The sequence below is a fragment of the Amycolatopsis sp. NPDC041971 genome, assembly GCF_055588925.1.
This window is the reverse complement of record NZ_JBVJCE010000019.1, coordinates 139,715-160,489: the sequence shown is the minus strand read 5'-3', so window position 1 is coordinate 160,489 and position 20,775 is coordinate 139,715. Positions and strand designations below refer to the sequence as shown.

The 20,775-nt window shown below is 68.6% G+C and carries 21 protein-coding genes; 13 read left to right on the top strand and 8 right to left on the bottom strand.

Translation table 11 applies throughout. The annotated features are described in order from the left end of the window. Positions 1-87 precede the first annotated feature (87 nt). Genes ACZ6DT_RS31985 through ACZ6DT_RS31955 form a run of 7 tightly spaced genes read left to right on the top strand, consistent with a single transcriptional unit; the run spans position 88 to position 7,410 of the window. Positions 88-957 carry an FAD binding domain-containing protein gene (locus ACZ6DT_RS31985; RefSeq protein WP_465602299.1) on the top strand — a complete coding sequence of 290 codons (870 nt, stop codon included), beginning with the start codon at positions 88-90 and terminating at the stop codon, positions 955-957. Next, complete coding sequence (locus ACZ6DT_RS31980; RefSeq protein WP_465602297.1) at positions 948-1,418, top strand: (2Fe-2S)-binding protein; 471 nt, start codon at positions 948-950, stop codon at positions 1,416-1,418. The genes ACZ6DT_RS31985 and ACZ6DT_RS31980 overlap by 10 nt, the downstream gene beginning before the upstream one ends. Continuing rightward, positions 1,415-2,764 carry an 8-oxoguanine deaminase gene (locus tag ACZ6DT_RS31975; RefSeq protein ID WP_465602295.1) on the top strand — a complete coding sequence of 450 codons (1,350 nt, stop codon included), beginning with the start codon at positions 1,415-1,417 and terminating at the stop codon, positions 2,762-2,764. Before ACZ6DT_RS31980 ends, ACZ6DT_RS31975 begins: the two co-directional genes overlap by 4 nt. After that, complete coding sequence (gene pucD, locus ACZ6DT_RS31970; RefSeq protein WP_465602294.1) at positions 2,761-5,040, top strand: xanthine dehydrogenase subunit D; 2,280 nt, start codon at positions 2,761-2,763, stop codon at positions 5,038-5,040. The genes ACZ6DT_RS31975 and pucD overlap by 4 nt, the downstream gene beginning before the upstream one ends. A 32-nt stretch (positions 5,041-5,072) precedes the next feature. Then, positions 5,073-5,567, top strand: coding sequence for a nucleoside deaminase (locus tag ACZ6DT_RS31965; protein ID WP_465602292.1), 495 nt, complete (start codon positions 5,073-5,075; stop codon positions 5,565-5,567). Between the two features lie 41 nt (positions 5,568-5,608). Then, complete coding sequence (locus ACZ6DT_RS31960) at positions 5,609-7,048, top strand: NCS2 family permease (RefSeq protein WP_465602290.1); 1,440 nt, start codon at positions 5,609-5,611, stop codon at positions 7,046-7,048. Next, positions 7,039-7,410, top strand: coding sequence for an allophanate hydrolase-related protein (locus ACZ6DT_RS31955; RefSeq protein ID WP_465602288.1), 372 nt, complete (start codon positions 7,039-7,041; stop codon positions 7,408-7,410). The genes ACZ6DT_RS31960 and ACZ6DT_RS31955 overlap by 10 nt, the downstream gene beginning before the upstream one ends. Before the next feature lie 295 nt (positions 7,411-7,705). Here ACZ6DT_RS31955 and ACZ6DT_RS31950 read toward each other — a convergent pair whose 3' ends face one another. After that, positions 7,706-8,281, bottom strand: a complete 576-nt coding sequence (locus ACZ6DT_RS31950) for a TetR/AcrR family transcriptional regulator (RefSeq protein ID WP_465602286.1) — start codon at positions 8,279-8,281, stop codon at positions 7,706-7,708. A gap of 283 nt (positions 8,282-8,564) precedes the next feature. Between ACZ6DT_RS31950 and ACZ6DT_RS31945 the strand changes: the two genes are divergently transcribed. Next, positions 8,565-10,070 carry an alpha/beta hydrolase gene (locus tag ACZ6DT_RS31945; protein ID WP_465602284.1) on the top strand — a complete coding sequence of 502 codons (1,506 nt, stop codon included), beginning with the start codon at positions 8,565-8,567 and terminating at the stop codon, positions 10,068-10,070. Here ACZ6DT_RS31945 and pucL read toward each other — a convergent pair. The 4 genes from pucL to ACZ6DT_RS31925 are packed head-to-tail and all read right to left on the bottom strand — an operon-like array spanning position 10,067 to position 12,313. Then, on the bottom strand, positions 10,067-10,945 hold the full coding sequence (gene pucL, locus ACZ6DT_RS31940; protein ID WP_465602282.1) for a factor-independent urate hydroxylase: 879 nt from the start codon (positions 10,943-10,945) through the stop codon (positions 10,067-10,069). The two genes, ACZ6DT_RS31945 and pucL, sit on opposite strands and share 4 nt — an antisense overlap. 6 nt (positions 10,946-10,951) lie before the next feature. Then, a complete protein-coding gene (gene uraH / locus ACZ6DT_RS31935) occupies positions 10,952-11,269 on the bottom strand; it encodes a hydroxyisourate hydrolase (RefSeq protein ID WP_465602280.1) in 318 nt (105 codons plus the stop codon). Then, complete coding sequence (gene uraD, locus ACZ6DT_RS31930; protein WP_465602278.1) at positions 11,266-11,757, bottom strand: 2-oxo-4-hydroxy-4-carboxy-5-ureidoimidazoline decarboxylase; 492 nt, start codon at positions 11,755-11,757, stop codon at positions 11,266-11,268. Before uraD ends, uraH begins: the two co-directional genes overlap by 4 nt. Positions 11,758-11,815: 58 nt before the next feature. Further along, entirely contained in the window at positions 11,816-12,313 is a 498-nt protein-coding gene (locus ACZ6DT_RS31925) for a helix-turn-helix domain-containing protein (protein WP_465602276.1), read from the bottom strand. A 104-nt stretch (positions 12,314-12,417) separates the two neighbouring features. Here ACZ6DT_RS31925 and allB point away from each other — a divergent pair, with 104 nt between their 5' ends. Continuing rightward, entirely contained in the window at positions 12,418-13,746 is a 1,329-nt protein-coding gene (allB, locus tag ACZ6DT_RS31920) for an allantoinase AllB (RefSeq protein WP_465602275.1), read from the top strand. 1 nt (position 13,747) lies between these two features. After that, the gene (gene alc / locus ACZ6DT_RS31915; RefSeq protein WP_465602273.1) at positions 13,748-14,764 is read left to right on the top strand and encodes an allantoicase; all 1,017 of its coding nucleotides are present in this window, start codon (positions 13,748-13,750) and stop codon (positions 14,762-14,764) included. 69 nt (positions 14,765-14,833) lie between these two features. Here the strand turns inward: alc and ACZ6DT_RS31910 are convergent, their stop codons facing one another. Beyond that, the gene (locus tag ACZ6DT_RS31910; RefSeq protein WP_465602271.1) at positions 14,834-15,010 is read right to left on the bottom strand and encodes a hypothetical protein; all 177 of its coding nucleotides are present in this window, start codon (positions 15,008-15,010) and stop codon (positions 14,834-14,836) included. 108 nt (positions 15,011-15,118) lie between these two features. Between ACZ6DT_RS31910 and ACZ6DT_RS31905 the strand changes: the two genes are divergently transcribed. Continuing rightward, positions 15,119-17,236 carry an RICIN domain-containing protein gene (locus ACZ6DT_RS31905; RefSeq protein WP_465602269.1) on the top strand — a complete coding sequence of 706 codons (2,118 nt, stop codon included), beginning with the start codon at positions 15,119-15,121 and terminating at the stop codon, positions 17,234-17,236. Positions 17,237-17,388: 152 nt separating this feature from the next. Here ACZ6DT_RS31905 and ACZ6DT_RS31900 read toward each other — a convergent pair whose 3' ends face one another. After that, on the bottom strand, positions 17,389-18,003 hold the full coding sequence (locus ACZ6DT_RS31900; RefSeq protein WP_465602267.1) for a (2Fe-2S)-binding protein: 615 nt from the start codon (positions 18,001-18,003) through the stop codon (positions 17,389-17,391). Beyond that, positions 18,003-18,863: a putative RNA methyltransferase gene (locus ACZ6DT_RS31895; protein ID WP_465602265.1), complete on the bottom strand. Its 861-nt coding sequence runs from the start codon at positions 18,861-18,863 to the stop codon at positions 18,003-18,005. Before ACZ6DT_RS31895 ends, ACZ6DT_RS31900 begins: the two co-directional genes overlap by 1 nt. 175 nt (positions 18,864-19,038) lie before the next feature. Between ACZ6DT_RS31895 and ACZ6DT_RS31890 the strand changes: the two genes are divergently transcribed. Together ACZ6DT_RS31890 and ACZ6DT_RS31885 are read left to right on the top strand one after the other, a co-directional pair. Next, positions 19,039-20,433, top strand: a complete 1,395-nt coding sequence (locus tag ACZ6DT_RS31890) for an ammonium transporter (RefSeq protein ID WP_465602263.1) — start codon at positions 19,039-19,041, stop codon at positions 20,431-20,433. After that, a complete protein-coding gene (locus ACZ6DT_RS31885; RefSeq protein WP_020630602.1) occupies positions 20,430-20,768 on the top strand; it encodes a P-II family nitrogen regulator in 339 nt (112 codons plus the stop codon). Before ACZ6DT_RS31890 ends, ACZ6DT_RS31885 begins: the two co-directional genes overlap by 4 nt. Positions 20,769-20,775: the final 7 nt, after the last annotated feature.

The following is a 20,775-nucleotide window of genomic DNA, read 5'->3' as shown; positions in this document are numbered from 1 at the left end:
ATGCTTCGGCACCGTTGCCGCCCTACGGGCGCAGGGCGTCTACTGAGGCAGCCGTCACAGAACACCGCCGAACCGAGGAGCCCGAGAGTGGATTTCCTGCGCCCCAGCTCGCTGACCGAGGCGCTCGCCGTCAAGGCCGAGCGACCCGACGCGGTGCCCATCGCGGGCGGTACGGACGTCATGGTGGAGCTCAACTTCGACCACCGCCGCCCCGGCGCGCTGCTCGATCTCAACCGCGTCACCGAACTCGCCGAGTGGACCGAGAGCGACGGCGAGATCCGCCTCGGCGCGTCAGTGCCCTACGTCCGGGTGATCGCTGAGCTGGGTGAAGTTCTGCCCGCGTTGGCCATGGCCTCGCGCACCGTCGGCTCGCCGCAGATCCGCAACCGCGGCACCGTCGGCGGCAACCTGGGCGCCGCTTCGCCGGCCGGTGACACCCATCCGGTGCTGCTCGTCCTCGGCGCCGAGGTCGAGGTCGCGTCGATGCGCGGCACGCGGAGGATCCCGGCCGAGGAGTTCTACCTCGGGGTCAAACGCAACGCCCTCGAACCCGACGAGCTGATCACCGCGGTGCGGCTGCCCGCCGCGGTCGGCCCGCAGCAGTTCGCCAAGGTCGGAACCCGCAACGCGATGGTCATCGCGGTCTGCTCGTTCGCGCTGGCACTGCACCTGGACTCCCGCGAGATCCGCGCCGCCGTCGGTTCGGCGGCGCCGACGCCGCGCCGCGCGACCGCCGCCGAGGAGTTCCTCACCGCCGAACTGCCCTGGTCCACCAAGGCTTCTCTCACGGATTCGGTCAAACGCCGGTTCGGCGAGCTGGTCGCCGAGGCGTCGTCGCCGATCGACGACGTCCGTGGCAGCGCCGACTACCGCAAGCACGCGTTGTCCGTCCTGGCGCGGCGGACGCTGACCTGGGCGTGGAACGACTTCCAGAAGGGTGAACGCGAGTGCGCGTGAATGTGACGATCAACGGTGAGTCCCGCCAGGCCGACGACGTCTGGGAGGGCGAGAGCCTGCTATACGTGCTCCGCGAACGGCTCGGTCTCCCGGGCTCGAAGAACGCCTGTGAGCAGGGCGAATGCGGTTCCTGCACGGTGTACCTCGACGACGTTCCGGTGTGTTCGTGCCTGGTCGCGGCCGGTCAGGTCGAGGGCCGCGAAGTCCGCACGGTCGAAGGGCTCGCGGACGGGGATCGGCTGGACCGAGTCCAGCAGTCCTTTGTGGACGCGGGAGCCGTCCAGTGTGGTTTCTGCACGCCCGGCCTCGTGGTGGCCGCGCACGATCTGCTCGACCGCGTCGAAAACCCGGCCGACGAGGAGATTCGCGAGGCGCTGGCGGGGAACCTCTGCAGGTGTACCGGATACGAGAAAATCCTCGACGCCGTCCGGTTGGCCGCGACCAGGGGAGAGACCAAGTGAAGACCGTCATCGAGAACGTCGCGATCGCCACCGTCGATCCTGCGGGCACCGAGCACACCTCGGGCCATGTCGTCATCGAGAACGACCGCATCGCGGCGGTCGGTGCCGGGAAGGCGCCCCACGGCGAGTACGACGAACGCGTCGACGGCTCCGGCTGCCTGGTCACGCCCGGTCTGGTCAACACCCATCACCACCTCTACCAGTGGGCCACGCGCGGCCTCGCCGCCGACCACACTCTCTTCGAGTGGCTGGTCGCGCTGTACCCGATCTGGGGCAGACTCGACGCCGAGATCACGCACGCCGCCGCCACGGCGGGCCTCACGCGGCTCGCGACCACCGGCTGCACCACCGTCGCCGACCACCACTACGTCTTCCCGCGTGACGGTGGCGACCAGGTCGAAGCCCTCGCCGCCGCCCGGATCCGCGTCGGGGTGCGGTTGCACGTCGTGCGCGGCTCGATGGACCGGGGCGAGTCGCAAGGCGGGCTTCCGCCGGACAACCTCGCCGAGGAGACCGAGGCCGCGCTGCTCGGCACCGAAGCCGCGATCGACCGGTTCCACGACAGTTCCCCTGGCGCGCATCTGCAGATCGCGGCCGGCCCGTGCTCGCCGTTCTCGGTGAGCGAGCGGCTGATGACCGGCGCGGCCGAACTGGCACGCCGCAAGGGAGTCCGGCTCCACACGCACCTCGCCGAGACGGCCGACGAGGAGAAGCAGTGCCTCGCCGAAGTCGGTTGCACGCCCGCGGAGTACGCCGACAAACTCGGCTGGCTCGCCGACGACGTCTGGCTCGCGCACTCGATCCACCTCGCCCCGGAAGCGATCCGGCGACTGGGCGCCACCGGCACCGGCGCGGCACACTGCCCGACGTCGAACGGGCGCATCGGTGCCGGGATCGCCCCGGTCCGGCAGTTGCTCGACGCCGGGGTCGCGGTCGGGCTGGGAGTCGACGGCGCCGCGTCCAACGAATCCGGTGGCCTCGGCGAGGAACTGCGCCAGTCGCTGCTGCAGGCACGCCAGCGCGGCGGACCGCGTGCGCTGACCACGCGCGAGGCGCTGTGGATGGGCACGATGGGCGGCGCGCGCTGCCTGGGCCGCGAGAAGGACTTGGGCTCGATCGAGACGGGCAAGCTCGCCGACCTCGCTGTCTGGGACCTGAACGGCTTGAACTACGCCGGGATCACCGACCCCGTGGCGGCTTTGGTGCTCGGCGCCACCCCGCCGGTCGAGCGGCTGTTCGTCGGCGGCGCGACCGTGGTGACCGGCGGGTCGCCGCGTGCGGAATCCGAAGACGAGATCGCCCGCGAGCTGGCCGTGGCCAGTGCCCGGCTGAGGGAGACGGTATGACCTCGACACAGACGACGACCGTGACCGACAACGGAGTGGGCGCGAGCCCGCGGCGGCCCGACGGCACGGTCAAGGTGCGCGGCGAATTCGCCTACTCCTCGGACCTGTGGCACGAGGACATGCTGTGGGGCGCGACCCTGCGCAGCCCGCATCCGTACGCGCGGATCACCGGTGTCGACATCGCCGAAGCCCTTGCCGTGCAAGGGGTCTACGCGGTCTTGACGCATGAAGACGTGCCCGGTGTGAACAAGTACGGCCTGGAGCACTCCGATCAGCCGGTGCTCGCCGTCGACGTCGTGCGCTATCAGGGCGAGCCCGTCGCACTCGTCGCCGCGGACCACCCCGAGACCGCTCGCCGCGCGATGAAGCGGATCAAGGTCTCTTATGATGTCCTCGAGCCGGTGACGGATTCCGAGAAGGCCGCCGCCGGCGAGGGAGCCGAACTGCACCCCGGCGGGAACGTCGTGCGCCACGCGAAGATCCGGCACGGCGACCAGTCGGTGAAGGCCGACGTCGTGGTGTCCGGGGTCTACGAGGTCGGCATGCAGGATCAGGCCTTCCTCGGCCCTGAGTCCGGCATGGCGATCCCGGACACCGAAGGCGGTGTCGACCTTTACGTGGCCACGCAGTGGCTTCACGTCGACCAGCAGCAGATCGTCGCCGCGCTGGGGCTGCCCAAGGACAAGGTGCGGCTGACGCTCGGCGGGGTCGGCGGCGCGTTCGGTGGCCGCGAGGACCTCTCCATCCAGGTCCACGCGTGTCTGCTGGCGCTGCACACCGGCAAACCGGTCAAGATGGTCTACAACCGCGAGGAATCCTTCTACGGACACGTGCATCGCCACCCGGCGAAGATGTACTACGAGCACGGGGCCGACAAGGACGGCCGACTCGTCTATGTGCAGGCGAAGCTGTACCTGGACGGGGGCGCGTACGCCTCGTCCACCGGCGCGGTGGTGGCGAACGCCGCCACCCTCGGCGTCGGTCCGTACAATGTGGACAGTGCTTCGATCGACTGCTGGGGGGTGTACACCAACAACCCGCCTTGCGGTGCGATGCGTGGTTTCGGCGCGGTACAGGCGGCCTTCGCCTACGAGTCCCAGATGGACAAGCTCGCCGAGGCGTGCGGGGTCGACCCGGTCGACATCCGGATCCGTAATGCGATGGCCGAAGGCAGCGTCATGCCGACCGGTCAGATCGTCGACTCGGCCGCCCCGGTCGCCGAACTGCTGGAACGCCTGCGCGCGAAACCGTTTCCTGTCCAGGATAAGGCTCTCGACCTGCGCCGCATGCCCGGCGGGGTCTCCAACACCACGCACGGCGAAGGCGTCGTCCGCGGGGTCGGGTACGCGGTCGGCATCAAGAACATCTGCTTCTCCGAGGGCTTCGACGACTACTCGACGGCCCGCGTCCGGCTGCAACTCGTCGGCGGCGAACCCGCGGCGACCGTGCACACCGCGGCCTGCGAGGTCGGCCAGGGTCTGGTCACGATCATGCAGCAGATCGTGCGGACCGAACTCGGCATCGAGCAGGTGACGATCCTGCCGATGGACACCACCATCGGCAACGGCGGTTCGACATCGGCCTCCCGGCAGAGCTATGTCACCGGCGGGGCCGTCCAGGCCGCGTGCGCCGCGGTGCGATCCGGGCTGCACAAGCATCTTGCCGGCAGGCTCGCCGCCGACGGGAAGCTGAACGTCGTCGGGAACAAGGTCGTCTCGGCCGACGGCAGGGTGCTCGCGGACCTCGCCGACGTCCTCGGCGACGAGGTCTTCGACGAGACCGTGGAATGGCGCCACCGTCCGACCGCGCCCATCGATCCCGAGACAGGGCAAGGGAACGCGCACGTCCAGTACGGCTTCGCGGCACACCGCGCGGTCGTGGACGTCGACACCGAACTCGGGCTGATCAAGGTCGTCGCGCTCGACTGCGCGCAGGACGTCGGCAAAGCGCTCAACCCGCAGGCTGTGCTCGGCCAGATCCAGGGCGGCTCCGCGCAGGGGCTCGGGCTCGCGGTGATGGAGGAGATCCAGACCGACGGCGGGAAGATCCGCAACCCGTCGTTCACCGACTACCTGATCCCGACCGTGCTGGACATGCCGCCGATGGATATCGACGTCCTGGAACGGCCCGACCCCAACGCGCCGTATGGTCTGCGCGGGGTCGGTGAACCGCCGACGATCTCGTCCACCCCGGCGATCGTCGCGGCCATCCGCGCGGCCACCGGGCTGGCGCTGCCTCGTGTCCCGGTGCGACCGGAACACCTCACCGGCACCTGATACTCCGTACTTTTCGAGCTAGGAGCACATCCGTGGGTACCCGTCTGTCCATTTCGGAGTCCGACGAGCAGAAATGGCTCGCCGATGCCGTCCAGTTGGCCACCACGAACGTCGAACGCGGTGGCGGGCCGTTCGGCGCGATGATCGTCCGGGACGGTTCGGTGCTGGCCACCGGGACCAACCAGGTGACACCGGCGCTGGATCCGACGGCGCACGCCGAGGTGGTCGCGATCCGCGCGGCCTGCCAGGCGATCGGCGACTACAAACTCGACGGCTGTGTCCTCGTGACCTCCTGCGAGCCCTGCCCGCTCTGTCTTTCCGCCGCGCTGTGGGCGCGTGTCGGCAAGGTCGTCTACGCCGCGGACCGCCACGACGCGGCCGAGGCGGGCTTCGACGACCGCGAGTTCTACGACCTCTTTTCCCGCCCGCGCGAGACCTGGTCACTACCCGTCGGCCAACTGTCCCTTCCGGACTCCTTCGCGCCTTTCCAGGCCTGGCTGTCGAAACCCGACAAGAAGGCCTACTAGCCAGGCTTCATCCCTCGCGCCACAACGTTGTGGAGGCAGGCGTGACCCAGTTGCGCGAAGAACGTCCCCAGTACCACCCCGAACCGGAAAGGATTTCCGGGCTCGACCGCTGGTTCAAGATCTCCCACCGCGGCAGCACGATCGGCCGCGAGGTGCGCGGCGGGATCACCACCTTCGTCGCGATGTGCTACATCGTGTTGCTCAACCCGCTCATCCTCGGCGCGTCGGCCGACATCACCGGCGCCCGGCTGAGCACCGAGGCGATCACCACCGCGACCGCGCTGGCGGCGGGAGTCACCACGATCCTGATGGGACTCGTCGGCAACGCGCCGCTGGCCCTCGCGGCGGGCCTCGGCGTCAACGGTGTCGTCGCCTTCCAGATGGCTCCGGCCATGACCTGGGCGCAGGCCTTCGGCCTCGTCGTCCTCGAAGGCTTCTGCATCGTGTTGATGGCCGTTTCCGGCATCCGGGAACGGATCATCAACGCGATCCCGATGGCGCTCAAGGTCGCGATCACCGTCGGCATCGGGCTTTACATCGCGCTGGTCGGCCTGGTCAGCGCCGGCTTCGTGACGCGGACACCGGACGCCGCCCAGTCGACGGTGCCGGTACGGATGGGGATCGCCGGCCATCTGGAGGGCTGGCCGATCGCGATCTTCTGCCTCGGGTTGCTGCTGATGATCGTGCTCGTGAGCCGCGGGGTGCCGGGCGCGGTGCTGATCAGCATCGCGGTCGCGACCGGGCTCGCGGTGCTGGTCAACAGCGTGTTCCACGTCGAAGGCTGGGGACTGGTCGAACCCGACGTGCCCGACCGGATCGTGGCGCATCCCGATTTCAGTCTGCTGGGGGACATCGACCTCTTCGGCGGCTTCGCGTCGGCGGGCGCGGTGACGGCGGCGGTGTTCCTGTTCACGCTGGTGCTTTCCGGGTTCTTCGACGCGATGGGCACGATCACGTCCGTCTCGGAGGAAGCGGGGCTGGTCAAGGACGGCAAGGTCGAGGGGATGGGCCGCATCCTGCTGGTCGACGGCGCGGGCGCGCTCGCGGGCGGGGTCACCGGATCGGCGCCGAACACGGTGTTCCTCGAATCGGCCGCCGGGGTCGGCGAAGGCGCGCGGACCGGGCTGGCGAGCATCGTCACCGGCGGGCTGTTCACCGCCACGTTGTTCCTGACGCCGATCGCGGCCATCGTCCCGGCTCAGGCAGCGGCACCCGCGCTGGTGGTCATCGGCGGCATGATGATGGCGCAATGCGCGCGGATCCCCTGGCGAGACCTGGATTTCGCGATCCCGGTGTTCCTGACCATCGCGTTGATCCCGTTCACCTACTCGATCACCAACGGGATCGGCGCCGGACTGGTCGCCTACGTGCTGATCAAGATCTGCAAGGGCAAGATCCGCGATATCGGCTGGATCCTCGGGATCCTGGCGGCGGTGTTCGGGGTGTACTTCGGGATCGAGGGGATCATGTCATGGTTCTGATGTTCCTCAACGGCGGCGGGATGCGTGGCGGACCGCTGCACGCACAATTGCGGGGCACGCCGTTGTGCTGTGTGGCCCGATCCGCGCCCAAGTACCACTACTTCTCCGTGGGCGACCGGTTCCCGGCGATGTACGAAGGTGGTTCCGCCTCCGTGGTCGGCGAGGTCTACGACCTGCCGCTTTCGGTGCTGCGGGACCATCTGATCCCCGCCGAACCACCGGAACTGGAGCTCGGCGTCGTCGAACTGGAGGACGGCGCGGCCTGCCTCGCGACCGTCCTGCGTTCGTCCTTTGTGGACTCCGCCGAGCTGACGGACATCTCGGCGGTGGGGGACTGGCGGGCGTACCTCGCGTCCCGCTGACGCCGAACTCGCGTGATCAGGAGCCGAACTCACGTGATTGGAGGCGTGACTCACGTGATTGAACGGCGAACACGCGAGATCGCCGTTCAATCACGCGAGTTCGCCTCCTGATCACGCGAGTCACGTCTCTGATCACGCGAGTCCCGCGGAAGGTCAGAGCACGAAGACGAGGTTGCTTGCCGCGGGGTGGAACATGCGGTGAGTAGTGCGGCGGCGATGGTGCCGAGCTAGGCCGGCCGGAAGTCGTTGCCCGGCGCGGGGAAAACCCGCTGTTCAGCAGTCCGCCGTCGGTGCTTCACGCATCGGGGAGCAGGGTGCGTGCCAAGGCGACGGACGACAGCCCCGCGACCTCGAGCGCTTCGGTGTTACGCAGCGATCGGCTCAGCACGAACGCTCCTTCGAGGCTGTTCACCAAAGCGATCGTGAGCCGCCGGGCGGCCGCGGGTTCGAGGCCGTACTTGCCCAGCTTCTCGGTTCCGGTCTCGATCCAGGCCGTGAACACGTCGGCCGTCGCGACCCGCAGCTTTTCGTTGGTACTGGCGACCTCCAGCGCGACCGTCGCGATGGGGCACGCGTCGGCGTAGTCGGTCGCTTTCAGCGTCTCGGCCGCGCTGGCGAAGCATGCCTCGATACCGTGGACGAGGTCCGGTTCGTCGGCGAAGAAGATCTCGAACAGCGCGAGGTACATCATCCCCGACGTGCGGATGATCTCCTCGCCGAGCTGCTCCTTGCCGCCGGGGAAGAAGTGGTAGAGCGAGCCGAAGGGCGCTTTCGCGGCTTCGACGATCTGCTTCACCCCGGTGCCGGTGTACCCGTTCCGGCGGAGCAGTTCGGCGCCGGCGTTCACGATGCGTTCCCGCGTTCCAGTCACGTCTCCATGATAGAGCGTTCTATCTAACCCGTGAAATGTGAAGGATGCTCACATAAGGCCGAAGCCGACCTGATCTTCAAGGCACCGGGCGGAACCACCCCGGTGTCCACGAAGGCCCCGGACGCGCGCAAACGCGACCACCGCGGCGGGACTTGTGCCTCGGTCCTAGCCGTCCCTCGATCCTTGGTTCACCTTCCGGCGCTACCTGCGGTCGATGTTCGCGTGGTGTGCCCGGCTCTAGCGTCGTGAGCCGTTGGGAAACCGAGGAAAAAGGGGGAAGAAGATGAAGCGACTATTGGCCGCCGGGATGCTCCCGGTGATCGTGGGCGGGCTGCTCGCCGGAGCCACACCGGCTTCGGCGGGCGTCCCGGCTCACTACGCCGGCCAGAAGCTGGCGTGGCATCCCTGCGCCGAGGAGGAGCTGCTCTCGTTGCCGCCGGGCACCGACATCGGCGGGCTCGAATGCGCGGCCTACCGCACGCCTCGCGACTGGGATCGCCCGCACGAGCGGCAGGATCTGACCATCGCGGTCAGCAGGCTGAAAGCGACCGGGCCGTCGTCGGCCTCGGTGCTCACCAACCCCGGTGGACCGGGCGGCATCGGCCGTTGGCAGCCGACGATGTTCCGCGCGCAGGAGAAGCTGCGCGAACACCAGGACATCATCGGCATCGACGTGCGCGGGACCGGCAAGAGCACCAACGTCACCTGCCGGGGCGCCGTCGACGCCATCCGGCAACTGGACCCGCGTGACCGCGACCCGCGCAACCTGGACCAGATCCTGGCCACCGCCGAGCACGCGGCCAAGTCCTGCCAGACCGCCGGCGGCGAACTCGGGCCGCTGATCACCACCTACCAGACGATCAGGGACTTCGACCTGCTCCGGGCGCTGCTCGGCCGGGAGAAGATCAACTGGGTGGGATATTCGGGCGGCACCTGGCTGGGGGCGCATTACGCGCAGCAGTTCCCCCAGCGGACGGGACGCTTCGTGCTGGACTCCTCGGCGGAGTTCACCGCGGACTGGCAGAAGACGTTCGACCGCCAGCCGATCGGCTTCGAACGGCGCTGGCGGCAGGACTTCCTGCCGTGGATGGCGCGTTACGACGCCAAGTACCACTTCGGCACCAGCGGCGAAGAGGCTCGGCAGACCTATGAACGGGTCCGCTATGCCTTGTCCCGCAACCCGATGGACGGGAAGGGACCGGTACAGCTGGAGCTCGCTGTCGGCTACATGCTGTACAAGAAGGCGACCTTCCCGGCGCTGGCCGACCTGCTGGTCAAGGTCCGGGACGCGATGGAAAACCCGCTGGCGAAGGCCGAGGCCAAGGCCGCCGTCGAGGCGGCGGGCGACTTCTCCGACGCGCAGGACGCCACCTTCTGGAACACCGTCTGTGGTGAAGGAAAGTTCATCGGCACCCGCGAGTCGCGGATCCGCGAGTCACAGCGGAACCTCGACCGCGGTCTGCTCCTGGCCGGCGGCGGCGTACTGAACGCTTCGGTCTGCATGTTCTGGGACAAGGAGCCGCGTCCGCTGCCGAAGCTGGACGGCAAGGGAGTGCCGCCGGTCCTGATCGTCCACTCGGAACACGACCCGGCCACCACGATCGAAGGCGCCAGGCGGGCACACGCGAAGTTCGCGAACTCGCGGATGCTGACCGTGACCGGTGAAGGTGACCATGGGCTCTACGCGGACGGGAACCCCGCGGTCGACAAGATCGTGAACGCCTATCTGGTCGACGGGATCGTCCCCGCCGACCAGAGCGTCCCCGGTATGCCGTTGCCCGTGCCCTAGAAAGCGGCGAGGGTGTGCCAGGCCAGGCCCGGATCCTTCGCGTCATCGCGGAGGACGACCCCCTCGATCAGGCCGTACGGACGGTCCGCGGCGTAGAAGACCTCGTTGTCGTTCTTCAGCCCGAACGGCGAAAGGTCCACCAGGAAGTGGTGCTTGTTCGGCAGTGAAAGCCGGACTTCGGCGACCTCTTCGCGCTCCTTGAGCACAGCCTCTCCCATCGCGTACAGCGTCTGCTGCAGGGAGAGGCTGTGCTTGTCCGCGAAGGTCTCCAGCAGGATCCGCCGCACTTCGGCGTGGCTTGTGGCCCAGTCGATCCCGTCGCCCTGGTAGCGCCAGCGCGCGGTCACGGCGGTGGCGAGGATCCGGTCGTTCGTTTCGGCCAGCGTCGTGTACTCGTCGCGAGGGAAACCGTGGAACTCCGAGCCGGTCGACTTGAGCACCACGAGATCGTCCAAACCGGACACCACCCAGGCCTGCTCCCCCTGAACGGTCACCGCGGTCGTGCGCGTTTCGCCACCCGCCTGGGAGAACGCGTGGTCGTGGCCGGAGATGCGGTTCCAGCCGTGTTCGTCGATCAGGATCCGGGCGCCGGTGATGTGCTCGAACGAATCGACGAAATGCCGCCCGAGCCGCAGCGCGAAGTCCTCGATCTCGCCGACGGGGGCCTCCTTGGCGAAGGCGTACACGGTGTTCTTCTGGGTGTCCGTCGCGACGACGTCGGCGTTGTCGCCGGTGAGGTGCGTGGCCGCCAGGTCGCCGCGCAGCGACGTCGAAACGGTGAGGTCCTTGAGGTGGTGGACGGCGCCTTCGCGCTGCACGGTGACGAGCCGGACTTCGGCCTTGCCGTACTGGTTGGGGCCCAGGGTGATGGCCATGGGCGATCAGCTCCCTCGATAGGTGGAATAGGCGAACGGGCTCAGCAGCAACGGCACGTGGTGGTGCTCGGTCCCGTCGGCGATGCGAAAGTTCAGGGTGACTTCGGGGAAGAAGGCGTCCGGGCCGAGGTGGGCACCGGTGTCGAAGACCAGCCGGTAGACCCCCGGTTCCAGGGTGTCCGGGCCGAGGTCGCGGATCCGGCCGTCGGCGTCGGTCCGCCCTTCGGCGACGGGTTCACCCGCGCCGGTTTCGAGGCGGACTCCCACGCCCGCCGCGGGCCGTCCCGCGGCGGTGTCGAGGATGTGCGTGGTCACGAGGCTCATGCCGTCACCGCCTTTTCCAGCCGCAGCGCGGCGATCTTGGCCAGCTCTCGGCCGGCCACTTCGAGTTCCTTCTCGGGGTCGTTCGAGAGCCTGGAACGCAGGTTCTCCAGCAGTTCGGCGCCGCTCCGGCCGCTCGCGCAGACCAGGAAGACATGTCCGAACGTCGCCTCGTACTCGGCGTTGGCCGCGGCGAACTCGCTCGCCGCGTCACCGTCCACACCGGACTGCTCCGAGCGTGACCAGCCCGCCTCGGTGCTTTCGCCACCTGCTTTCTCCCCGATCCGGGGATGGGCCGCCATGGCGCGCCGAACCTCTTCGGGACGCAACGGGGCGAGCGCCTCGGCCGTGGCGAGCAAGGCGGCGAGGTCGGCGTACGGGCGCTTGGCCAGCAGGGTTTCCACCCAGCGCGGGACATCGAGGCAGGCGGTCAGCGCCGGCCGGACGTCCTGAGCGGGAGCCTGGTCGAACTCTCGAATGGTGAGCGGCACGGGAACCGACGGTACGGCGACGCTTCCACCGTCGTCAACATTTTGTTGAAACAGCTCTTCATTCTTGTTCGCGGTTGAGGTAGTTGTAGACCGTGAACCTCGTGACCCCCAGTGCCTCGGCGACGGTCGACACCGATTTGCGGAGACCGAACGCGCCGCGTTCCTTGAGCAGCCGCACCGCGCGCTGCTTGGCGGCACGGTCGAGGGTGTCGAGTTTGCCGCCGAGTTCGCGTTCGGCGTCGCCGATGAGCCGGGCCAGGGCGCTGTGCAGTTCGAGGGCACCGCGCAGTTCGGCGGCGGGCTCGGTCGTCTCGTCGTCACCGACCTGCCGGAGCTGGAGGGTCACGCGGGTCGCGCCACCGTTCAGCGCCGCCCTGGCGATGGCGGGGAGCGCGTCGAGCAGGGCGTCGGCGTCGCCGCGGACGAGCGTGCCGAGCGGGCCGAAGTCGGCGGACAGACCCGCGTCCTCCGCGGTGTCGCGGGCTTTGACGGCGTGTTCGGGGGGCGGACCCTCGCCGTGGAACGGTTCGCTGGTGAACTCGGCTTCTAACTGCACCCAGCGAAGGTAACGCCGCCAGGGCTCGTTGACGAGCAGGGTGGCCGGAGCTAATGTCGGAGTGCGAAACCTCGATTCCACTCAGTGGAAATTGGAGGCTCTAGATGGACTTGGTGTTCAAGGCCGCCCGAGCGGTGACGGCCGCCGGAGAAGTACCCGCGACCATCGGTGTCGACGGGGGTCGCATCGTCGCGGTGGAGCCGGCCGGAGCGGATCTGGACGGCGACCGGATACTCGAACTCGGCGAGGACGTCGTCCTGCTGCCGGGTCTCGTGGACACCCACGTGCACGTCAACGACCCGGGCCGGACCGAATGGGAGGGTTTCGCTTCGGCGACGCGCGCGGCCGCGGCGGGCGGGGTCACCACGATCGTGGACATGCCGCTGAACAGCCTGCCGCCGACGGTCGACGTCGCGGCGCTGGAGGTGAAGCGCGAGACCGCCGAGGGCCGGGTGCACGTCGACGTCGGGTTCTGGGGCGGTGCGATTCCCGGCAACCTCGCGGATCTGCGCGTCCTGCACGAGGCTGGGGTGTTCGGTTTCAAGTCCTTCCTGCTGCATTCCGGTGTCGACGAGTTCCCGCCACTGGACGCGCGGGGTCTCGAAGAGGCGATGACCGAACTGCGGACCTTCGACGGCATGATCATCGTGCACGCGGAGGACTCCGACGCGATCGATCACGCGCCCGACCCGCACGGCGAGAAGTACGACGACTTCCTGCGCTCGCGGCCACGCGGCGCGGAGAACGTGGCGATCGCGCAGGTCATCGAGCTCGCGAGGAAGACCGGTGTCCGCGCGCACATCCTGCACCTGTCCTCTTCGGACGCGCTGCCGATGGTCGAGAGCGCGCGACGCGATGGAGTCCGGCTGACCGCCGAGACCTGCCCGCACTACTTGAGTTTCACCGCGGAGGAGATCGGCGACGGCGCCACGCAGTTCAAATGCTGTCCGCCGATCCGCGAGGCCGGGAACCGCGAACTGTTGTGGCAGGGCCTCGCGGACGGCGTCATCGACTGCGTCGTGACCGACCATTCGCCATGCACGCCGGAGCTGAAACGCTTCGACAGCGGCGATTTCGGGCTCGCCTGGGGTGGGATCGCCGGCCTGCAACTCGGCCTGCCCGCCGTCTGGACCCAGGCGCGGCAGCGCGGGTTCGCCCTCACCGACGTCGTCCGCTGGATGGCCGAGCATCCGGCCGCGCAGGCGGGCATGCGCCGCAAGGGTCGTCTCGCGCCGGGCTACGACGCCGACTTCAGCGTGTTCGCACCTGACGAGGCTTTCGTCGTCGACGTCGCGAAGTTGAAGCACCGCAACCCGGTCAGCGCCTACCACGGACGGCCGCTCGCCGGTGTCGTCCGGAGCACGTGGCTGCGGGGCGAAGAGATCACCGGCGAAGACCCGGCGGGCGTTCTGCTGACCCGGGGTGACTGCTGAGATGGAGGATGTCGTGAACGACCGTCCTGAGTGGACAGCCCTGCCCGATCTGGCCTCGCGCAAGTTCGGCGGAACCGTGATGTGGGCGACGGACGAGTTGTTCGCCGAGAAGGAGAACCTGGTCAATCCCTGGGTTCCCGCGCATCGGACGGAGACCTTCGGGCCCAAGGGGCAGGTCTACGATGGCTGGGAGACCCGGCGGCATCGTGAGCCCGGAGACGACCAGGCCGTCGTCCGGCTCGGCATGGCGGGCGCGATCACCGGCGTCATCGTGGACACCGCGTTCTTCAAGGGCAACTACCCGCCGTTCGTCTCGGTGGAGGCGTGTGCCGTCGACGGCTATCCCAACGCCGCCGAACTGTCCGAAGTGGACTGGGATGTGCTGGTGAAACGCGGCGCGGCGGCGGGGCACACGGAGAACTTCTTCGAGATCGGCGGGAGCAGGCGCTACACGCACGTCCGGCTGACCATGCATCCGGACGGCGGCGTGGCCCGGCTGCGGGTGCACGGCACGCCGATCCCGGATCCTCGTCTGCTCGATTCCGGCGCGCTCGACCTCGCCGCGCTGGAGAACGGCGCGGTGGTCACCGGATGCAGCAACATGTTCTATTCCTCGCCCAGCAACCTCTTCTCGCCAGGGCTCGCCGCGCATCAGGCCGAAGGCTGGGAGACCGCGCGGCGCCGGGACGACGGGAACGACTGGGTCACGGTGCGGCTAGCCGGCGCGGGCGTCGTCCGGTTCGCCGAACTGGACAACAGCAATCTCAAGGGGAACGCGCCTGGTTGGGCGTCGCTGAGCGGCCGGGACGGCGATGGTGAGTGGGTCGAGCTGTTGCCGAAGACGCGTCTGCAACCGGACACCCGGCACCGGTTCGCGCTCGATCCGGGGCCGGAGGTGACCGAAGTCCGTCTCGATATCCATCCCGACGGCGGGATGGCGCGCCTACGTCTCTTCGGCGCGCTGACCGACCGGGGCCGCGCAGGCCTCACCTCGCGCTTCGAAGCCGCGCGCTCCTGACGCGTTTCGTCCTCTGAATGCGGTAGTTGGCACCGAGAACTACCGCATTCAGAGGACGAAACGCGGGGGTCAGGGGCGGGCGCCCGGCCGGTTCAGGTACGCGGAGAACAGCGATAGGACGATCCCGACCGAGAAGATCGCGGTGAGCCACACCGCGCCGCCGATGGACAGGTTCCACACCAGGGCACCCGCCATGAGCAGTGCCATGACGATGTTCCTGATCTGCAGCGGCGTCGGTTTGGCCATACCGCCACCTTCTCACGCGTCCGGATTTTTTCGAGCGGCGGGCAACCCTCGCGGGTGTGACATGCGTAACCGACATGTCAACTTCATCCATCTGCTGGGGAGACCGAAGTGCAAGCCGAAACCCGAAGAATTCCGCGGCGGGGCCTCGTGCTTTTCGCCGCTTGCCTCGCCGGGAGCGCCGTGTTCACCGCCCCCGCGCAAGCGACGTCGCCCGAAACCGTGGCGCGTTCGCAGCACAAGCCGGTCGAGATGCGCTCGGAACGCACCGAGAACTCGTCCACCTTCGCCAATCCCGACGGTTCCCGCACCACCCAGGTGCACGGCGGTCCGGTCCACGTCCGCCGCGGTGGTGACTGGGTGCCCGTCGACCTGACGCTGGAGAAGAGCGCAGACGGGCTCGTCCGGCCGAAGGCGCATCCACGCGAACTCGTGCTGGCCGGCGCGAGCGCGAAGAGCGGGGATCTCGCCACCGTGCGGAGCCGGGACGGGAACGTCGCCCTGCAGTATCCGGGCGCGCTGCCCGAGCCGGTGCTGACCGGCGGGACCGCCACCTATCCGGAGGTCCAGCCCGGCGTCGACCTGCAGGTCAAGGCCACTCGAACCGGTTTCGAACAGTTCTTCGTCGTCAAACGCCGTCCCGATCGCGCGCTGACGTTCACACTCCCGCTGCGGGCCACCGGGCTCACGCCGCGCACCGACGCGGACGGGAACACGCGGCTGATCACGGCGTCCGGCGCGGTGGTGGGCAGCGTGCCCGCCGCCGAGATGTGGGACTCACGGATCGACCAGCGCAGTGGCGACCCCGTCGCCAAGGTGAAGGTCGGGAAAGTGGTGTCCGCCAAGGCACACGGAGCGCTCGGCTTGAACGTGACGCCGGACACGGGGTACTTCGCCGACCCGGCGCGGTCCTATCCGGTCATCGTCGATCCGGGTGTCTCGGTGTGGACGAACTTCGACACCTTCACGCAGTCGAACATCGCGACCACCGACCAGTCGGGTGCCACCGAACTTCGCATCGGCACCTATGACGGGGGAGCCACGAAAGCACGGTCGTATCTCCACTTCGACGTGGCGCGGTTCCGCGGCGCCGCGATCGAGTCGGCCACGTTGTCGTTGTGGGGCAACCATTCCTACTCCTGCTCGCCGCGCAACTGGGAGATCTGGGACTCCTTGCCCGCCGACACGGGCACTCGCTGGGCGAACCAGCCGCCGCCCCGCACCCGATGGGCGACGACGAACGCGACCCGCGGCTACAGCGCGGCCTGCGCGGCCGACTGGGTCCGGACCCCGATCGGGAACCTGATCGGAGCCTGGGCCGGTTCGGGGGTCGTCACCGGTTCGATGGTGCTGAAGGCGGAGAACGAGTCGGATTCCTTCGGCTGGAAGAAGTTCTCGTCCGGCGAGGGCGGCAAGTCGCCGTACATCGAGGTGACCTACCGGAACCAGCGGCCGAATCCCGCCGCCGGGCACGACATCTCGGACCGCGTCGACATCGGCGGCGTCACCCACACGAAGTCCCTCAGCCCGACGCTGCGCTTCACGCCGACGGACCCCGACGGCGGTAACGTCACCGCGGTCTTCTACGTCTACGAAGGCGAAACGATGATCGGGGACTACTGGCAGTGGAACGTCCCCTCCGGTGCCGCCGCGACGTGGACGGTGCCGCCGGGACTGTTGCGGGAAAACCACGGCTACCGGTTCCGGGCCACCACGTTCGACCCGGGCGAAGAGTTCGGCGACGACGCCTGGGTTTCACTGCAGGCGGTGTCGAGCGGGCTCTACGCCGATGTCGCCGCGTGCGGCTGGAACAACGGGACCAAGGTGCAGCAATGGCCGTCGAACGGCGCGGACTGCCAGAAGTTCTTCCCCTGGGGCACCGGTGACGGCTACTACCAGTTCCGTGCCAAGCATTCCGGGCAGGTCTTGGACAACACCGGCTGCCATACGGCCGGTGGGAACCCGGTCACCACCTATGACCGCGTCGCGGGCGCGTGCCAGAAATGGACGATCGAACCGCAGACGGTCGGCACGGGGGTGTACCGGTACGCCGTCCAGAACGCGGGCAAGCTGCTGGACCAGGGCTGCACCGCGGGCCAGGGGGCACCACTGTTCATCTGGGACCGGATCCCCGGCCGCGGCTGCCAGAACTGGCGGATGCCGGTTTCGCCGGCGAACGGGGTCACCGTGCAGTGGCTGCCGTTCACGGTGAGCACCGCGGCGGAGTAACCCTCAGGGGCGGACTGACGTCGCGAGCTGATCACGCCGGTGGTGAGATCGGCGAGGTCCGTGAAGGCCTCCTTGAGGGACCCAGAGTCCCTCAAGGAGGCCTTCACGGACTTTCGCGAGGCAGGGGGACGAGGGGAAGGGGAATACGGACGCTAGCCGAGAGCCCCGCGAAGTCGCCGGTCTCGTTCTTCCGGGGTCTGCCGGGGGCAACTGGCGCACTTCGGGTTGCCCGCCTCGTAGATCAGGCAGCAGGAAGCACGGCGCACCACGGTGTTCCGCCCGATCCGGGTGAACCGCGGCGACGGCATGCCGAGTCCGATCGCGGCCACGAGCGGCACCGCCAGCGCGATCGCCCGTGCGGTGTCGCCGGTCCACAGCAGGCGGTTGCCGATCGAATCCGTCGCGATCGCGCCCAGCGCGCGCGGATTCGCCCCGGTGACGGCCGAGATCGTGTCGATCGCCGTACCCAGCGTTCCGGCGAACGCGTCGCCGAGTTCGGCCAGACCGCCGGAGAGGACCCGTGACGATCGGGCACCGGTGAAGCGCCCGTCCGGGACGAGATCGATGGTGACGGCATCGAGCGAAGGATCCAGCGGCTCACCACGCACGAGCGATTCGACGGAGGGCGCGACGAGGACCGAAGACAGCGAGTACCACCAGATCGTGCCTAGCACTTCGGGCCGTGAGCAGCCGTAGAGCTTCGCCGCGCCGCCGATGCGGGCGCTGACCCAGGCGGCGTCGGCGAGCAGGGTCGCGGGCGCCTCCATCAGGGCACCGGCCGGTACAGCGTGACGCTGAACGACGTGGTGACGTCGACCGGTTCGGCGATCGCGTCGAGCCGTTCGCGGCGACCGTCGCGGTGAAGGTGATGCGCGCTCGGGCCCATCTCGACGACCTGGCGGATCCGCGCGGGCGGCAACGTCACCCCATGGGTGACATCGTGCCGGTCCACCCGGGTGAAGTGCTCGCCGAGGGTGTCCTCCAGCCGTGCGTCCTTGCCGCGGTCGACGGAGATCACCAGGTCGCCCAGTTCCCGGAGGTGCCCGGGGTTCGGCGTCGCGACGACGAGCAGGCCGTCCGCGGTCAGGACGCGGTGGAACTGCGGGGCGTTGCGGGGCGCGAAGACATTGAGGATCAGTGACGCGCTCGAGTCCGCCACCGGCCAGGGTTCCCACAGGTTCCACACGGCCGCGCCCGCGCGCGTGTGTGCGCGAGAAGCCCGGCGCAGGGCGACGGCCGAGACGTCGAGCGCCAGTCCGTACGCGCCGGGGACGGCGTCGAGTACGTGCGCGAGGTAGTACCCCGTACCCGCGCCGGCGTCGACGACCATCCCGCTCTCGACATGCTCCGAAGCCACCTTCGCGAGGGCGTCGGCGAGAGGCAGATAGGCGCCCGAAGAGAGGAGGTCGACGCGAGCCGCGACCATCGGCGCCGTGTCCGCGGTGCCGGCCGGGATGCGCGCGTGCAGAAGGTTGACGTAACCCTGCTTCGCCACGTCGAACGAGTGCCCTCTCCCGCAACGCACCGTGCGGTCGGTTGCCCCGACCGGGTCACCACAGACCGAACACCGCAGCGACCGGACGATCTCCGGTGGCAGCGGGTCATGGCCGGATACACGTGCGTTCATGGACCTATTCGACCACGAGGTTTCGCAACCGGACAGAACGCACCAGGTCTCCGGAAACCTGGACGTAACAACGCCGTACCGACCGTTCACGCGGGTGAAACCTGAATCGACGCCCGAGGAAACACCGCGGCCCAAAAATTCCTGCGCAGTACACCCCAGGCACGGGAGGAAGATTGTGCTGAACGCAGGAGACACGGCATGGGTATTGATCAGCGCCGCGCTGGTCATGCTCATGACACCGGGATTGGCGTTCTTCTACGGCGGCATGGTCCGCGCGAAGAGCGTCCTGAACATGTTGATGATGAACTTCATCGCGCTCGCCGTGGTCGGCGTCCTCTGGACGCTTTACGGCTTCACGATGGCGTTCGGCAACGACGTGGGCGGCGGGTTGCTCGGTAATTTCGACTTCGCGGGTCTCTCGACCATTTCCGGCGATCTCGCCGGATTCGCGACCGCCGCGACCGGTAGCACGCCCGAGGTCGCGTGGCCCGGCGCGGACGCGCTGCCGCTGTTCGCCTTCGTGATGTTCCAGCTGATGTTCGCGATCATCACGCCCGCGCTGATCTCCGGTGCCATCGCCGACCGCGCCAAGTTCTGGGGCTGGACGCTGTTCGTCGCGGTGTGGGTGACCGTCGTGTACTTCCCGGTCGCGCACTGGGTGTTCTCGTTCGACGGGTTCATCAGCGCCGATTCGGTCGGCGGCTGGATCGCCAACGAGCTCAAGGCGCTCGACTTCGCCGGTGGTACCGCGGTCCACATCAACGCCGGTGCGGCGGGCCTGGCGCTCGCGATCGTGCTCGGCAAGCGCAAGGGCTGGCCGAAGGGCACGGGACGCCCGCACAATGTGCCGTTCGTGCTCCTGGGCGCCGCTTTGCTGTGGTTCGGCTGGTACGGCTTCAACGCCGGTTCGGCGCTGGCCGCCAACGACCTCGCCGCCGTCGCGTTCACCAACACCACCGTCGCGACCGCGGCCGCCATCCTCGGCTGGCTGATCATCGAGCAGGTCAAGGTCGGCAAGCCGACCACCCTGGGCGCCGCCTCCGGTGCCGTCGCGGGTCTCGTCGCGATCACCCCGGCGGCCGGATTCGTCAGCCCGCTCGGTGCCATCGCCATCGGTCTCATCGCCGGTGCCCTGTGCGCGCTGGCGATCGGCCTCAAGTTCCGCTTCGGTTTCGACGACTCCCTCGACGTCGTCGGCGTCCACCTCGTCGGTGGTCTCGTCGGCACGCTGCTCATCGGTTTCTTCGGCACCACCAGCGTCAACTCGCTCGGCGTCGACGGCCTCTTCTACGGCGGCGGCCTCGGCCAGCTCGGCAAGCAGGCACTCGCGGCGGCCGCGGTCCTCTTGTACTCGTTCGTGCTCACCTTCGTCATCGGCTGGGTGATCAAGAAGCTCGGCGGGTTCCGCGTCAGCGCGGAGGACGAGGTCAGTGGTATCGATGAGGCCCAGCACGCGGAGAGCGCGTACGACTTCACCGGATCGGGCGGCGGCCTCGGCCAGCAGAGCTCCATCCCGGTCAGGTCGTCCACCGGCAACGCGGCCACGAAACTCGAGGAGAGCAAGGCATGAAGCTGATCACCGCGATCGTCAAGCCGTTCACGCTCGACGACGTCCGTTCCGCGCTGGAGCAGCTGGGAGTGCTCGGCATGACGGTCAGCGAGGTACAGGGCTACGGCAGGCAGAAGGGCCACACCGAGGTCTACCGGGGGGCGGAGTACTCCGTGGACTTCGTGGCGAAGCTGAGGGTCGAGGTCGTCACCGACGATTCCAACGTGGAGAAGGTGCTCGACGCGATCACCACGGCCGCCCACACCGGCAAGATCGGTGACGGCAAGATCTGGGTCACGCCGGTGGAGACGGTCATCCGGGTACGCACCGGCGAACGCGGCTCGGACGCCCTATAGGCGTCAC